At 64.2% G+C, this 15,387-nt stretch carries 13 protein-coding genes; 7 read left to right on the top strand and 6 right to left on the bottom strand.

Annotated features, from left to right (window positions below; genetic code table 11):
• Nucleotides 1–67: 67 nt before the first annotated feature.
• From Q7J58_RS15880 to Q7J58_RS15865, 4 genes are all read right to left on the bottom strand, one after another.
• On the bottom strand, nt 68–3,544 hold the full coding sequence (locus Q7J58_RS15880) for a DEAD/DEAH box helicase (RefSeq protein WP_304830168.1): 3,477 nt from the start codon (nt 3,542–3,544) through the stop codon (nt 68–70).
• Nucleotides 3,531–4,310, bottom strand: coding sequence for a Hachiman antiphage defense system protein HamA (locus tag Q7J58_RS15875; protein ID WP_304830166.1), 780 nt, complete (start codon nt 4,308–4,310; stop codon nt 3,531–3,533). The genes Q7J58_RS15880 and Q7J58_RS15875 overlap by 14 nt, the downstream gene beginning before the upstream one ends.
• A 74-nt stretch (nt 4,311–4,384) precedes the next feature.
• Complete coding sequence (locus Q7J58_RS15870; protein ID WP_304830164.1) at nt 4,385–5,158, bottom strand: hypothetical protein; 774 nt, start codon at nt 5,156–5,158, stop codon at nt 4,385–4,387.
• Between the two features lie 5 nt (nt 5,159–5,163).
• Nucleotides 5,164–6,156, bottom strand: coding sequence for a hypothetical protein (locus Q7J58_RS15865; RefSeq protein WP_304830162.1), 993 nt, complete (start codon nt 6,154–6,156; stop codon nt 5,164–5,166).
• A 186-nt stretch (nt 6,157–6,342) separates the two neighbouring features.
• Between Q7J58_RS15865 and Q7J58_RS15860 the strand changes: the two genes are divergently transcribed.
• The 3 genes from Q7J58_RS15860 (at nt 6,343) to Q7J58_RS15850 (ending at nt 8,825) form a co-directional block, all read left to right on the top strand.
• Nucleotides 6,343–7,059 (top strand): hypothetical protein, encoded by a 717-nt coding sequence (locus tag Q7J58_RS15860; protein ID WP_304830160.1) that lies wholly within the window; start codon nt 6,343–6,345, stop codon nt 7,057–7,059.
• A 434-nt stretch (nt 7,060–7,493) separates the two neighbouring features.
• Nucleotides 7,494–8,015, top strand: a complete 522-nt coding sequence (radC, locus tag Q7J58_RS15855; RefSeq protein WP_304830159.1) for a DNA repair protein RadC — start codon at nt 7,494–7,496, stop codon at nt 8,013–8,015.
• 285 nt (nt 8,016–8,300) lie between these two features.
• The gene (locus Q7J58_RS15850) at nt 8,301–8,825 is read left to right on the top strand and encodes a hotdog domain-containing protein (RefSeq protein WP_304830157.1); all 525 of its coding nucleotides are present in this window, start codon (nt 8,301–8,303) and stop codon (nt 8,823–8,825) included.
• Between the two features lie 56 nt (nt 8,826–8,881).
• Here Q7J58_RS15850 and Q7J58_RS15845 read toward each other — a convergent pair whose 3' ends face one another.
• The gene (locus Q7J58_RS15845) at nt 8,882–9,016 is read right to left on the bottom strand and encodes a hypothetical protein (RefSeq protein WP_304830155.1); all 135 of its coding nucleotides are present in this window, start codon (nt 9,014–9,016) and stop codon (nt 8,882–8,884) included.
• A gap of 17 nt (nt 9,017–9,033) precedes the next feature.
• Here Q7J58_RS15845 and Q7J58_RS15840 point away from each other — a divergent pair, with 17 nt between their 5' ends.
• Nucleotides 9,034–9,381, top strand: a complete 348-nt coding sequence (locus Q7J58_RS15840) for a DUF2958 domain-containing protein (protein ID WP_304830153.1) — start codon at nt 9,034–9,036, stop codon at nt 9,379–9,381.
• A 33-nt stretch (nt 9,382–9,414) separates the two neighbouring features.
• Here the strand turns inward: Q7J58_RS15840 and Q7J58_RS15835 are convergent, their stop codons facing one another.
• Nucleotides 9,415–10,086: a hypothetical protein gene (locus tag Q7J58_RS15835; RefSeq protein WP_304830151.1), complete on the bottom strand. Its 672-nt coding sequence runs from the start codon at nt 10,084–10,086 to the stop codon at nt 9,415–9,417.
• Between the two features lie 534 nt (nt 10,087–10,620).
• Here Q7J58_RS15835 and Q7J58_RS15830 point away from each other — a divergent pair.
• From Q7J58_RS15830 to Q7J58_RS15820, 3 genes are all read left to right on the top strand, one after another.
• A complete protein-coding gene (locus Q7J58_RS15830; protein WP_304830149.1) occupies nt 10,621–11,448 on the top strand; it encodes a DUF932 domain-containing protein in 828 nt (275 codons plus the stop codon).
• A gap of 95 nt (nt 11,449–11,543) precedes the next feature.
• On the top strand, nt 11,544–13,553 hold the full coding sequence (locus Q7J58_RS15825) for a ParB/RepB/Spo0J family partition protein (protein WP_304830147.1): 2,010 nt from the start codon (nt 11,544–11,546) through the stop codon (nt 13,551–13,553).
• Nucleotides 13,554–13,896: 343 nt separating this feature from the next.
• Entirely contained in the window at nt 13,897–14,649 is a 753-nt protein-coding gene (locus Q7J58_RS15820) for a hypothetical protein (RefSeq protein WP_291096885.1), read from the top strand.
• The last annotated feature ends 738 nt before the right edge of the window (nt 14,650–15,387 follow it).

The raw sequence follows: 15,387 nt of genomic DNA, 5'->3' as shown, positions 1-15,387 counted from the left end.
CTCACTCGTCGCGCTTTATTTACACATGCTCACATCTTAAAGGGCTATGGTGATTGAACGACAAGCCTCAAGTCGGCCAAGTTACTTTGCCCGGCCCAAAGCGTTCGATCTGGGCCGATCGCTGGCCTTCCTCGAGTCGCGCCGCAAGCAGGCCACGCCATGAACCTTTCACGCGGGTCTTGAACTTGGCCACCCGCCGATAGTCGGGCGACGTCAGCCACGCTTCACCGTCGGGTGCGTCAATCTCAATCCGGTAGAAACCTGCAGCCGGCGCCTTGTCGGCGGCACGAAGAGACAAAGCGCGGGCCCCGCTTCCGACACTCCACTTCTGCTGCACCCCACTCAGCATTTCGTCTCGGAAACGCTGCCAAAGCAAGGCCGTCTCGGGTGTCGGAAACCCGCCGGCATTGGTCAGGCCCGCGATCTCATCGCTGGCTAACCACTCCCGCATACCAGAGACGGTGACGAAAACGGTGCCTGTAGTGCGGATTGCAGCCATGGCAGCTCGGCGTGACGGCAACCCTGCTCGAATGAGCATGGACATCATGAGTTGGGGCACGCCGGTTTCCACCGATGCAGCACCCCCTCCGGAAACGATCTCCGACGACCAGCCCAGTGTGACCCGGCGGGTCCTCAGCGCTTCGAGCGCCCAGACCAGGCGGTACGCAAACGCATCTTCGACGATGCGCATGTTCTTGGGGCCGATGACATTCACGCCCGTGCCCGACACCCATTCCTTCAGAAGATCACCCCAGTCTGCCGGAAGCGCGTTCTTTTTGTCGGGCACGAATGGACGGATAACGAGCAGCCGTGCGGCAAGTTGAGCAAGGGCGACGGCAAGCCCCTCACCGTCGTCGCGTAATGCTGCCTCGTCAGCTTGGTCGAGCAACTCACCCAACACGTCAGCCATGCTGTCGATAGCCAAGCCGGCTTCAAGCCCCACTCCCATCGCATAGTGCCCCTTTCGAACGTTAGGCGTGGTGTGACTCCAGATCACGTTCGCGCGGGCCTCCAGGATCGCCTTGTGCGCCTGTTGCTCGGACTCATCCTCCCTGCCAATCTGGCGAGCCCAAAGTGACCCTTGCAACGCTTCGTCGAGAAGGCGCGGCAAATCTTCACTATCCGCGTCCAGCGCGTCGACCAAGCCCAACACTGTCGCGTCGAGCTTCTCGACCAGATGCGACATGGGCTCTTCCTCGATCTTCTCCTCTTCCTCTTCGTCGCCATCTCCCGCCTGCTCGGAGATCCCGAGCAGCGGGTCCTCCTCGGCTTGCGACTTCCACGCTTCCCGTGAGTTCGACAGGTACTCGATGGCGTCGGCACGTTTCAACACGCCTTCTCGCGCCAGTCGCTCGATGATTTCGGCAATGATCTGGTAGAGCCCGCTTTGCAACGTGCGTGCCTTGGCTGATTGAACGAGACTGCGCCATTGCGTCAGGCGCCAAGTCGGCTTGTCCAAGATCACATGAACGACCAGCCCTTCGACATCGACAAAGGCTCTGCCGGCGCGGCCTGCAACATTGGCAAATTCTTCGCCTGAAATAACCTTGCCTGATCGCACCAGGTACGGCACCAGAAGCACAGCGGCGTTCAGGTTCAGACCCTGCGAAAGCGTCGGCGACGCCACGATCACCTTCAGCACACCCTTGGCAAGCAGCGCTTCGAGTTCGCGAAGGAAGGGGCTTGGCAGGCGGCCATGGTGAACCGCAACGCCCAATTTAAGGCAAGCAACCGCAGGGTGCTGTTCGCCCAACCACTCTCGTCCCACTTCGAGCGCCCGTTGCACCGACGTTTCGTCGTCGAGCAAGGTCGGCAGGTAGCCGCGACGGTGTAGCTCGACAGCCGACTCTCCGTAGCCTTCGACCCAATTGGCTTGCGTGGAGAAGATCAGTGTTCGCTTGCCTTGCCCAGCAAACCGCCATGCTGCGAACAATGTCAGGTCCTTGGTCTTTCGAGGGTATGGCGTCCGGTCTGGTTTCCGCGGCGGAATCTGTTCAACGAATCGGGCCAGGAACGGGCCCTGCTGCTCAAGGTCATAGTTGAGCTTTGCTGCATCGCCCTGCCAGACCAACGTACCGAAACGCTGGCGAGTGGGCCGCCAGGATGATCGCACCGGCTCGCCTTCAACGTCACTGCGAATCCACGCCGTCAGGTCTTCGAGCTGTTGGCCATCCGGAAGAATGGCAGACAGACAGACGATTCGTCGTGTACCTGCATCCGCCCGGCGCAGCAGCTTCTGCACCAGAATCTCGTAGCGAATCTCTCGCTCGGTTGGGCCAATGAGATGGCCCTCATCGAGCACGACCAATCCGATATCGTCGATCAGCGACGCGTCATTGCGCAACGCGAAGTCGAGTTTTTCCGGGGTGGCGATGATGATGTCCATCGATCGCAGGGCGTCCTCATCGCCGGCTGACAGGCCACTCGCGCCGTAGAGTGAGGAGACCGAGAACCCAAGCGGTGAAAAAGTCTGGCGAAAGGTTCGCTCGGTCTGCGCCGAAAGCGCGCGTAGCGGCGTGACGATCAACACGCGCTTACCGCCCGCCAAGCACATCAGGGCGGCGATCTCTGCGATGCGCGTCTTCCCCGCACTGGTTGGCAAGGAGACGACCAGATCGTCGGACACATCAGTGGATCGCTTGGCGGCTTCGCGCTGTGATGGCCACAACTCGAGCTCGGCGCTCTTGCGCGCGTACAGCGACGCGATGAAAAGCCGCCGCAACTCGGCGTATTGCTCCTGGCCACCATCAGGCGGATCGATTGGAAGAGTCTCGTGCAAGGAGTGCGCCCACAGATCGTCGAGCATGTTTCGGCACAGCCGGACAATCCACCACAACGACACTGACGCAGCAGCGTCAGCAAGGTCGAGGGCTGTGTCCAGCAGTTCCTTCGCGGTGTCCAGCAACGACACCTCGCCGGTTTGAAGGGCAAAGTCGAAAAACGCCAGGGCGCGGCAGACCACGGTGTTGAGGACGATCGAAATCGCCTCGTCGGAATCGATTTCCCCATCCTCCAGCAAGGCGGAGACGTTGGCATCGTCGTTGTCTTCATCCAGCAGTTGGGATTTGACATACGTCCTTAGACGATCAAGGTCGCGCAGGATCAGAAGGATCAATGCGGCTTCAGCCGCGTTGGCATTGAGATCGGAGACTTGCTGCTCGCCGAACAGCGAGTAGGCGATCGCGGAATAGCCCGCGAGATGGTAGGCAGCGCCCGCAATCGTGCGGTAGAAGCCACGCTCCTCAGCCTCTGGGGCACCATTGCGAACCAGCGACTCAAAGGCATTGCCGGCGCGCTCGAACGCACGCTGGCAAAGAGCCGATGTGCCGTCGAGTTCGCGCAGTGACAACGCCGCACGCAAGATCGAAAAGCCGTGTTCTGCCAGGTCGATGTCAATCTGCTCGCCGAGTGGCGGTGCATCCTCCGGCAGCACCCCCGCTTGACGCATGATCGACCATGCCGCGCCGCGGTCCAGCAGCCGCCCCCAAACACCGTCTTGCGTCGCCCTGGTCAGGAAGGCCTGCAGTTCATCACTTGTTTCCAAGATTCATCGCCTCCTCGTAGACTTCGGCAATGAACGCTTGGTGGTCTTCGATGTGAAGGCTGACGACGTGCTGGTTGCGGTCATCGCCGGCCTCCTCCAAATCCTTCTGCAGCTTCGCAGCCGGCGCGTTGCCGGACACGGTGAACAGCATATGGTCGATGCGATTGGCGCGCAGAGCTTTCAGCCCGACCTCGTCGCGGATCGTCCGGCCGAGTTCGACATCATCTTTGTCGGCGCTTTCGAGGAGCCGATTCGCGATGAACAGCAAGGAATCCGGCGTGCAGCGGCCACCGTACCGGTTCAGGGCTTCACGCGCTTCGGCAATCGTCACGTTGCCAAGGTTCGCGCGGCTTTTCGACTCGCCCTTTAGCAGCCAAAGCTTTTCATCGGGGTCGTAGCCCACGCCGATGAAATCGTCGCCGCGCATTGCGACCTCCCGCCCATCTTTGAAGCGCATCCGCCGAACGGGAACACGAAAGCCCATGTCCTCTTCAACCAGTTCAGAGGCCAGGATTTCGCCGAGATCTCCGGAGCGCGCGCGTTTCGACTGAGGCAGCAGTGCCCTCAGAATTTCGGAGGCGCCGTCGTACCCAAGGCGGGCGACATCGTCAGCGATCCGGTCAGCCTGGTCGTAGTGCGTCCTGACGGCTTCGCCCAGTTGCGTAAGAACAGCTGCACGGCCGCCATCTTTCTCCGAGTATGTTCGGAACGTTTTCTTCTTGCTTTTGTCCTTGGTGCCAGCACACCAAGCCTTGAACAATGTCATGTCTCCTCCTCAGTTTTTTTGAGTTCCGGTCGGGCTGGCTGCCCATCGACCCGCTCCGCTTGACTTCTCGTCCGTCATCCCCCCGCCTGCGCAGGCAGTTCAATTTCATATGCCTGGGCGATTCGGGCTACCAATTCGGCAACAGCGACGTTGCCAAGCTGCAGCGCTTTCGGGTCAATGGAGGGGTCGGCCGCGACGGCAACAAGGAACCGCGTCATGTCGGCGCTGATCTTTTCATCGACCGCGATGCGTGTGGCGGGCGCGAGCAGTTGTGAAAGGCGCAGAACATCGTTGAGGTGCTTGCGCACGTCCTTGGCGTCCAACTTGGCGCCCTGCTCTTTTCGCGCCGTGAGTTCCAGCCACGCGATGGCCTTGAGCGGGATCAGGCGGTCTTCACCGACCCAGGGCAGGCCATCGACTTCGCGGCGCCCAGCCATGATGAATGCGTAGTAGACCTCGTCTAGCAAGATGGCAGACAAGCTGGAGACTGCTTCGTCGAGTGGTATTGGTGTCAGCTGACTGCCATCAGCCGGTTGCAATCCGTCGGGGGCTCTCGCAAACAGCTCGACCATCGCCGGGTAGCGAGCATCAGCGGGCTTCTGGAACCGATAGAAGATTGGTTTTCCGGTGTCGCTGGCCTGGCGGATTTCATAGCCGCCGTCCTCGACAAATTTCCAGAAGGCCTCGCCAAATGCCGGGGTCAGCGCCTCCACATGCAGGACGATGTCCAGGTCTTTGGTGGCTCGGAATTCCAGCCCGGCCTCCTCCATCGTCAAGGTCGCGGCCGTGCCGCCAATCAGGACGTACTGATCGACGTATGCCGCAAACCGCTCCTGGAAAATGTCCAAGCCTCTCACCATGGAAGTTGTCCTTTCAGTTCATCCAGTGCGAGCTGGATTCGGTCGTCGGCGTTCTCCTGCAGGCTGAGCGTCAGCGAGAGCGGGTCCACCGTGTTGGCATCTGGCACCAACGCCGGGCTGTAGCTCCACAGCTGCCATTCTTGGGCGCCCGCTTCAGGTTCAGGCAACTCGCGAACGCCGGCATCCGTCGCAGCCTTCCAGTCAGCGGCGGTCAACGCAAACACCGGCCATTTCGGCTCGGTCAGCATGGAATAGCGCGCGAGCGCGCTCAGACCCGCGAGGCGGCTGGGCCGGTGCGCAACGATGCCATGGGCGGCCACCCAGACCGTACGCCTGACCGGCGTCCGCAGTGCGGGCTTCGCACGCTCCCAGACCTGCTCCGGCGGGAGTTCCATTCGCAGCCAGCGCGAGCGGCCGACCGTGTATGCCGTAGCCAGCCCGGCCGCAGTCAGTTCCTTGACCGCGCGTGACAGTGTCATGGGCGTGTAGCCCAAGGCGACTGCGACCTTGGAGGGCTGCCAATCGGATTGCCACGGCTGGCGCAGCAAGGCGGTGATCAGCATGGCTTGCGCGGAAGGGCTCAGCGCTTCCGTGGCCGGCGCGCGCTGCCGAAAATACTCGCGCAGGTCCAGACCTAGGTCCGGCAGATAGAGTTGGTTGCCCGGCACGATAAACGGGACTTTTTGCTCGATCAAGCGTCGACGGTCATAGGAGGCCAGTGCATCGGTGACATAGACCGCCGGCTGACCGGCCAGGGCCTTAACCTTGTCCAGCCAGGTCCGGACTTCGCTGAGAGACTGCTTGGCCTCCGCGCGTCCTATTGCCAGGACAATGGGCTGCCCCAGCAGTTCTAGCTCGCTGAACTGGAAGGCATCGCGAAGGAAGTACGGCAGTTCGTTTGCACGCGCCCACGGCTTCACGCCTGGCGCTTCAATGCCCAGGACCTCGTGGAGGTAGCGCAGAACGGCGGTCGCGAGGGTTGGCAAGGCTCATCCTGAATAACTTTAGTTCCGCACGATAACACATTCACTGTTATCGTGCAAACTGGCGTTATCATGGCGCTATTGACTGTTCCCGGCCCCCCATGCCGAGCCGTCCGACGAAAGGAACCAGACATGATCGGAACGAGGACTCGCTATTCCCTCGCACAATTCCTGGAGCTCCAGGAGCCCATGTTGTCCGTCGTGCTGCTCAGCAAGTACGGCGTGCAACACCTGTCGTTGTCGCCAGGCCAATTGCTGTATGGGCTCTTGAACACGTTGCGCGGGCTTGACGAACGCCCCCTGATGCTTGTGCTGGCCGAAGTCGTGGCCACCAAGGGTGACCTGCGAGCAAGAGTGAATCCGAAGTACCGATTCGACGAGCGTATGCATGATCTGACGCAATGCCTGCTCCTGGATGGCTACATCGTGGAAGACACGAAGCTCGTGCAGATCGACCCGTCGATTGCGGATGCGGCCCCACTGGAGGATGACCTGATCGTGGCGCTGCAGAACTCGGGAGCGCCGCGCGCGCAGGAGATCATCGCCAAGATCGGTGATTCGGCCCAGGCCTTTCGCGCGACTCCACCCGACTACAACGCGGCCCTCGTAAATGCCCGTGTCGCGCTAGAGACGCTGGCGGCGGACGTTGCCGCCGACGTAGCATCACGCGCGCCGGTTCCCGCGAACTACAACCCGTCGAAATGGGGCGAAGTGCTGGCGTTCCTGCGCACGAGCGGCGAGGTCACGCCCGAAGAAGAAAAGGGCTTGGCAGGTGTATTCGGATTTCTGAGTCCGGGCGCCCATCGCCCGGTAGGTATTCCAGATGATCAGATGACCCGCCTTGGCCGCTCCTTCGCGCTCAACATGTGCTGGTTCCTACTAAAGAACCATCTCGCATCCAAATGACGCTGTGTGCTTGAAGCACCGGCCGAGCGATCAGCGCCTCATTGGTACTTGCATTCCTGCATATTCGCCAATAGTGTGATCTTTACTGTGCAGTGAACATCACCCTTCGCGTCTCGGCGTCCTGCCGCCGGGCTCGCGGGCTGCGCCCCGGGCTTCGCGTCGAATCCCGACCATCCGGCTCTGATCCCTGACGTCTCTGCGGCATGGCCGCTGCGCTCTGCGCTTGCGGGGGCTGTGGTGGCGTGCGTGGGGTGGCGGTCTTGCTGTGCCCTTTCAACCTACCACGCCGTTCTCGCCGTCAAAGGCTGCGCGTGCCTTGCACGCTGGCGTCCTGGCGGCCGTCTCTGGCTGCGCCTCCGACCCCTGACTGCTTGCGCTGCGGCGTGGGTGGCCGGTTCCGGGCAATCCCGCCCGATTCCGAACCGGAGCCGATCATGTCGCAGCTGTCTTCCCTGTCGTTCACGTCTTCCATCGATTCCTCCCTGCTCGTTCGCGATGTCGCGGGCAGCTACCGTCCGGCCGAGCCGGCAGAGGTGCTGCAGGCCGCGCTGCGGGTGCTGGCAGGCCAGTTGCGCGGCACCGAGATGCTGTCGTCGCCGCAGGCTGTGCGCGACTTCCTGCGCATCAAGCTGGGCACGCTGGAGCACGAGGTGTTCGCAGTGATCCACCTGGACGCGCAACACCGGGTCATCGAGTACGTCGAGATGTTCCGCGGCACCGTGACCCAGACATCGGTCTATCCGCGCGAGGTGGTCAAGGAAGCCTTGGCACACAACACGGCGGCCATCGTCCTGGTGCACAACCACCCATCGGGCGTGGCCGAGCCCTCGCGGGCCGATGAGCAACTGACCCAGACCCTCAAGAGCGCGCTGTCGCTGGTGGACGTGCGGGTCGTCGATCACTTGATCGTGGCCGGGCCGACGATCCTGTCCTTTGCAGAACGCGGGCTGATCTGAGCCCACACGACCGGGAGCCACACCGGCTCCCGGATTTTCGTTTCCAGCCCAACAGCGTGCTACCGCTCAGTGGCACGAGCGCTTCTTGGCTTCGAGGCCTGATGCGGCGGGACTTCCGCTTCGGCCTCGAACGGACATCCGCATCGAGCCAGCTACGCTGGAGCACGCCTGGCTGGGTTGAAGACACGATGCATCCAAACGAGGATCGAACGCTGTACCCGTCACCCCGATTTGACGCGGGGTTTCGGAGAGCGAATGCACGTCGTCAACCCACTTCCCATTTCCATGAACCACCAAGGCATCAGTGAAATTTCCTTTGAAGAAACCTACAGCGTGCCGCCCGAACAGACGGCCCGGGCGCTGTTCTCCAGGCTCCCGCATGGGAGCGACTATGCGCAGAGGTTGATCGAATGCCTGGCGACCGGGTATCTGGTCGCCGTCGTCGAATCCATCTGCATCCGCGAGCTGCAGCGGCACGTGGATGCCATCTCGGAGGTCGTGGTGGGCCGGACGATCGAGCTGGAGCACAAGGGGCCGATCCCGCCGGGATCAATCCTGAAGCTGCGGGGATGGGTTGAACGCCTGGGGCAGCGAAGCGCGAAGTTCTGCATTCAAGCATCCGACGACCACGAATTGGTTTGCGAAGGCTCCGTCATTCTGGTGGTGGCCCCCCGAGGCTCTCTGGAGTCGCGCATAGCCGTAAAAATGGGGGCGCTCGCGACGAAATCAGATGGCGACATGGTTGAGGATGCTCTCGGCCTGTGTGCGGCGCCGGAGTCGTTCCGTCGTCGGGAATCGCAGGTTTCCTGAACGCGCTCCGCCCGATCGGAGCATCTGGGCAGTGGTGGGCTGGCTTGCTGTTGCACCTAGCGTGCCACGTCGTTCTCGCCGTCAAGGTCGGCGCGCACCTGCGCTGCGCTGGCGGCCTCGGCGGCCGTCTTCGAACCTTGACCGCTGCGCTGCGCCGTGACCCGGAGGCTGCGGGCAATCCCGCCCGGCATTTCTCCTGGAGTTCACCATGAACACACTCATTCCCGACGAGCAGCGCGTGCTGCTGCTGGCCAATGGCCGCGAATCGTTGCAGAACCCTGACTTCGACCCGGCACCCGTGGTCAAGCTGTTCACACCCGACGCCTGCGCAACCTGGATGCTGACCGAGATCGACCCGGACGACCATGATCATGCTTTCGGTCTGTGCGACCTGGGCCTGGGCGCGCCCGAGATGGGCTGGGTCAGTCTTCAGGAGCTGATGACGGTGCGCGGTCGGCTCGGGTTGCCGGTTGAGCTCGACCTGCACTTTCGTGCCGAAAAGCGCCTGAGCGCCTATGCGCGGAACGCGCGGCTGGCCGGACGCATCGTTGTCTGACCGGCCACCAGGGCGTCACGGACGCCCTGGTTTTCAGGGTTTGATCAGATCCGGCAGGCAATCGGCGAACGCCGGCTGGATCTTGCTCATCGGCTGGACGATGGATTCGTCGCCGGTGAGCACGGCCATCGTCATGCCGGTCATGGTGCTCAGACCATTGGAGTTGCGCAGCACCTGCAAGGCCAAGTGCGCGGGGAAACCATCCGCGCTGCGCCGCAGCGGGTGGATGCCGCCGTGCACGAACGAGTTCATCGCGTTCCAGGACACGTCCTTGAACTGGGTCAGCATCCCGTGGGCCGCTGCGGGCACACCCTGCCCGACCCGCTTGCCGATCTGGTCGATCATTTCCTTTGCGCTGGGCAGGTTCTTGGCAGCCTGTTCGGTTTCGAGTGTGAGCGGAGCCGACAGCTTTTCGATAGCGGCGTCGCTGGCGGCATAGATGAGCCACATGGCACGGGTCAGGGCCTCGAACTGCAGGCGCATCAGGCTCACGGCCGAGGTTGGCAAGCCCAGGGCCATCAGGGCGCGCAGCGCTGTCGCGTGCTCCATGGCCACCACGCACATGCCCAGGGCTGCTTCGCCTCGCGGAGAACCATCGAAATCGGCCTCGTCGAGCAGCTCGGTCAGTCGCTCCATCAACGCATCGGAGCGGGTGAGCATCTGATCCAGTGGGTCGTCGGAATGGGCGGTGTCTTTCTCGGGCATGCCGTCATCGTAGAGCCATCCCGGCAACCGGGCGTCTCCGGCCATTGGGGGTTGGCCGGCCGCGCTGTCGTGCTGCGCATCGAGCCCACGGGCCCTGCAGTCCCGCCATCTCGCCCCTGGCTGGCTTCCATCGTTCCCTTCCCTCCGGTCGGCTAACGCCTTCGGACCGACCTCAGGTCCGGTCCTGCGCGCTGCGCTTGCGTGGGGTCGGCGCCATCAGCGGCCAAGGGCCACTGGCGCCCTCTTCCCTCGTCCATCACCACTGGCGCGACCGTAGCCCGCCGCCCGGTGCCGTCAAGGCGCGCCAGGCCGTGTCCTCGGCTGCGCCTGCGGGCCGCACCAGCCCTGGCGCTTGCCTCCTTGACGGCACCGGGCGGCGCGCTCCTTTGGTCGCGGGCGATGAACTCAGGAAAGACGGTGGCGAAGGGGCCGGCCCAGGTCTCTGCGCCCACCCCACCGGAAGACCCGAAGAGGGCTCCGAATCTAGGAATCCGGTGGGGGTTTCAACAGCCAGCTTCATTTGGAGAAATGACCATGCAACTCGCTTCCCGCTTCGCACCGCGTTCGCCGGTGCTGCGTTCCGAATCCCCGCTGTCGGATGAGCAGATCCGTGCCGTGGCGCCATCGATCTTTGCCGAGGCGCCACACGGCAGCCGCTCCGAGCGCTACAGCTACATCCCCACCGCCACCGTGCTGCAGGAACTGCGCGGCGAGGGCTTTCAACCCTTCATGGTGTGCCAGACCCGCGTGCGCCACGATGACCGGCGCGAATTCACCAAGCACCTCATCCGGCTTCGCCACGCCAGCCAGATCAACGGTCGCGAGGCCAACGAAATCATCCTGCTCAACTCGCACGATGGCACCAGCAGCTACCAGATGCTGGCCGGCATGCTCCGCTTCGTCTGCCAGAACGGTCTGGTGTGCGGCGACACCGTGGCCGATGTGCGCGTGCCGCACAAGGGCGACGTGGCCGCCCAGGTGATCGAAGGCGCCTACACCGTGTTGCAGGGCTTTGGGCAGGCGCAGGAGTCGCGCGAGGCCATGCAGGCCGTGGCGCTGGACACAGGCGAATCCGAGGTGTTCGCGCGGGCCGCGCTGGCCCTCAAGTACGACGACGCCGAGAAGGCACCGCCCGTCACCGAATCGCAAATCCTGATGCCGCGTCGCCACGACGACGACCGGCGCGACCTGTGGAGCGTGTTCAACCGCACCCAGGAGAACCTGATCAAGGGCGGGCTGACGGGGCGCAATGCCAACGGGCGGCGCCAGAGCACCCGCCCCGTGCAGGGCATCGACCAGAACCTGCGCCTGAACCGCGCCCTGTGGCTATTGGCCGATGGCCTGCGCCAGCTCAAGGGCTGATCCCCCTTCCATCCCCCCGCGCGGCGCGCGGGGCTTGGCCCTGCCGCCGCGCACCGTCCCGTTTTCCTCATGCACCAACCCACAGGAGTTTCACCATGAACGCACTCACCCATCCCGAAGTCCAGGCCCTGCAAACCTTTCCTGCACCGCAGGTGCCCGCCCAGCCCTCGCAGCAGATGCTGCTCGTGCCGCTGTCGCGGCTGCGCCCGTCGCGCCGCAACGTGCGCAAGACGGCAGGTCCGTCCATCGAAGCGCTGGCCGCTAGCATCGGACGCGTGGGCCTGCTGCAGAACCTCACCGTCACCCTGGCTGCGGACGGTGGGCACTACGAGGTGGTGGCCGGAGGCCGCCGCTTCGCGGCCCTCAAGCTGCTGGCCAAAAAACGTCGCATAGCCAGGGATTGGGACGTGCCCTGCCTGCTGGTGGCCGACAGCAGCGCACGCACCGCCAGCCTGACCGAGAACGTGCAGCGTGAGGCCATGCACCCGGCCGACCAGTTCGAAGCCTTCGCCGCTCTGGTGGCCGAGGGGCGGCCGGTGGAAGACATCGCGGCCGACTTCGGCGTCACGCCGCTGGTGGTGCAGCGCCGCCTCAGGCTCGCCAACGTCTCGCCCCGGCTGATGGCCGACTACCGCGCCGACGCCCTCAGCCTGGACCAGTTGATGGCGCTGGCCGTGACCGACGACCACGCCGCCCAGGAGGCTGCGTTCTACGATGCGCCCGAATGGCAGCGCAGCCCCGGCGCGTTGCGCCAGCGCCTGACCGAGCGAGAAATCGGCGCCGACCATGCGCTGGTGCAATTCGTCGGCCTGGATGCCTACACCGTCGCCGGTGGTGGCATTCGCCGCGACCTGTTCGCCGAAGACGAGGACACCGGCACCACCCTGACCGATGCCGCGCTGCTGGAGAAACTGGTGCGCGAGAAGCTGGAGGCGATGGCCGAACCTGTGCGCGCCGAGGGCTGGGCCTGGGTGGAGGCGGTGCCGCACCTGACCCCCGCCGAGCGGCAAGCGTTCCAGAACGCACCGCGCACGCGCCGCGAACCCACGGCGCGCGAGGTGCGGCGCATGGAGGTGCTGCAAGTCCGCATCACCCGCACCGATGCCGGGCTGGAAGAAGCCTACGACGCGGACGATGAGGACAAGGCCGAAACCCTGCACCAGCGCCGCGAGGCCCTGGCGACCGAGCTGGAAGCTGTGCAGTCCTTATTGATCGGGCATGCGCCCGAGGTCCGCGCGATGGCCGGGGCCATCGTGACGCTGGACCGCGAGGGGCAGCCCATGATCCACCGGGGACTGTTGCGCGATGCCGAAGCCAAGGCGCTGCGCGCGCTGGGCGCGGCGCGGCAACGCGCCGCCAACGGCCAGACCCCTGGCGACGATGACAGCGATTCGGACGGATCACCCACGGGCGATGCGCCGCACGGCGCGGAACACTTGTCCGACCGGCTGGCGCAGCGCCTGAGCGCCCACCGCACCGCCGCCCTGCAGATCGAGCTCGCGCGCCAGCCGCAGGTGGCGCTGGCTGCGCTGGTACACGCTCTGGTGCAGCAGGCCCTGCAGGGCGGCTACCGCAACGCCCTGCCCCTGGGCTTGCGCATGAGCCTGCGTGATCGCCTGGAAGACCTGGCACCCGACTGGCCCGGGTCGTCCGCCGCGCTCGCGCTGCGCGAACTGCGGCATGCCTGGGCCGACCGTCTGCCGCAGGAACCGGGCGAGCTGTTCACCGTGCTACTGGACAAGTCCCAGGACGAACTGGTGCAACTGTTGGCGCTGTGCACCGCCCCAGCGGTGGACGTCGTGACGCCCCGCACGACCGCCAGTCAGCCTGGCGCTGAACTGGCGCAGGCTCTGGGCCTTGACATGGCCGCTTGGTGGAAACCCACGGCCGAGAGCTATTTCCAGCACGTGCCCAAGGTCGCCATCCTGAACGCGGTGGCGCAGTTCGCGCCGAATGAAGTGTCCCGCCTGTCCAAGCTCAAGAAAGCCGAGATTGCTCAGGAGGCCGAGCGACTGGCCGAGGGCAGCGGCTGGATGCCGGCCGTGTTCGGTCGCGAGGTGCCAGAAACAGTGAAGCACACAGAGGCGGAAGCATCTGACGATTGACGCAGGCAGGTCCGCAAAGCCCTGCAAGGCCCCGGCGCTTGCCGCCCGGGGCCTTGTAGCTTCCGACTTGGGTGCGCGCCGCATGGGCTGAACGGGGCCTCAAAAAAACGCCACGCCGCCGCCTTCGATCAGGCGGCGGCGTGGCGGCGCGCAAGTGCTTGCACGAGCACTGGTGCCCACGCGATCGGCATCAGCGCATAGAATGCCGACACAGCCGCGTCACGCTGAACCTGCTGCCGGGTTAAACGACGTTTCTCGCTTCCCTTCTCTGATCGCAGACCGTGTCCATTCCTCCGGTCGGTGCGTAATCGGCAGTCATCGACCATGCACAAAGGAATTTGGCATGTCTGATTCGACATTCTTCGTCTCCGCTGCGGCCGTGCGCAATCTCAAGCACAGTGCCCAGCACCGCGTCAGCGGTGTCTCGTCCGCTCATCTCAGTGAAGCCCTCGCGTCGGCGCTCGGCTTCAAGACGCATGCGGCGCTACGCGCTGCTCTCGCCGGTCGAACGACCGTCGAGGTGCCCAAGCCCAGCAATGCGCGCATGGTGCGGCGACTCCAGGAGCTGGGCTACAACGCCACAGGGGATCTGCGTCTGGTCCCCGAGTTCGAGCACTCGTACTCGCCGTTCCGCAACTTCCCCCTGAGCAAAAAGCGAAGTGCACGGTGGACGGGCTGGCGCAACCTGATGGTCGCTGCCATCAATGCGGGGCTGGAGCAGCGACTGTTCGGCCTGGAGCCTAGCGACAACTGGTGGCCCGGCGGCAATCCGCACAGCCAGCTTTGCAAGCGGCACATCTACCGCTTCGACCTTGAGGGTGGCCATATGGCCGTGGCCAGTGTGGATGCCATCAGCGGCGATGAACTGTCGATCAACGTGGTGCTCGATCCGCGGCATGAGGGCATTGAGCCCGACCGATTCAATGGTTTACGCGATGGCGACGCCCATGCTCACGCGTGGGTGGAGCGCCGTCTCGGCGCCTGGATTCAGGACGGCGGTGAGGACTTTTCCTGCAAGCGAGCGGTCCAGCCCTGGCTGGCTCAACTGGAGATCGACCCTATGGGCTATTCGGACCAGGGTAGCTTCTTCATGTGACCTGGGCTGTGGTGCGTCTGGGTGGGCGTGTCGGCGCCCAGCGCCGCCAGGCTCTCGGGCTGCGCCCCGTGCCGTCATAGCCGTCACGGCCCTTCGGCTTCGATCCTTCACGCCTGCGCGCTGCGCTTGCCTGAGCGGGCCGGAAGCGTTCGTGCTTCGACTCCGGACCTGCATCACCCCGCTGCGCGAGCCGGGTGCTACGCCTCAGCTCGCTGCGCTGGGTTGCCTGGTGTGCCCTCTTCCCCCACGCTGGCGGGCATGACGCAGGGAGTGACGCAGACCGCAAGGTGTGGGCACCGTCCTGGTTGACCTGGCAGGCGGCGTGCGGTGTGGGGTGCCGGATGGATGCCGCAGGGGCTTCTAACGTTGTTGCGACTCTGACTGATGACGCAAGGGTGGTGGCCGCTGAGGTCTCAACGCAGGCATGGTGAACGTGCTAGGCCATGAGGCCTTTCGGGAAAGGTGCGTCCCAGGCGTCCTTGTCTCGTCGTGAATCCTGGCGAGGTCGCGGCTGCGCCTCGGGCTTGATGGCCGCAACCGTACGGCCCAAGAAATTTCCCCTCCGCTGCGCGGATTCCTCGCGAGGCAAATTTCCCGTGCCTGCCGGTCCTCCACGCTGTTGCGGCCCCTTCGCTGCGCTGCGGGGTGCGGCCCGCCCGTCCCCCGCCTGACGGATCACAACAAGGACGCGATGGGCGCGACCTTGGCAACCCGAAAGGAAATCATCATGGCCAACAT

The organism is Hydrogenophaga sp., assembly GCF_030656115.1.
Lineage (GTDB): Bacteria > Pseudomonadota > Gammaproteobacteria > Burkholderiales > Burkholderiaceae_C > Hydrogenophaga.
The sequence above is the reverse complement of the archived record's forward strand: the minus strand, read 5'-3'. Positions and strand labels throughout refer to the sequence as shown.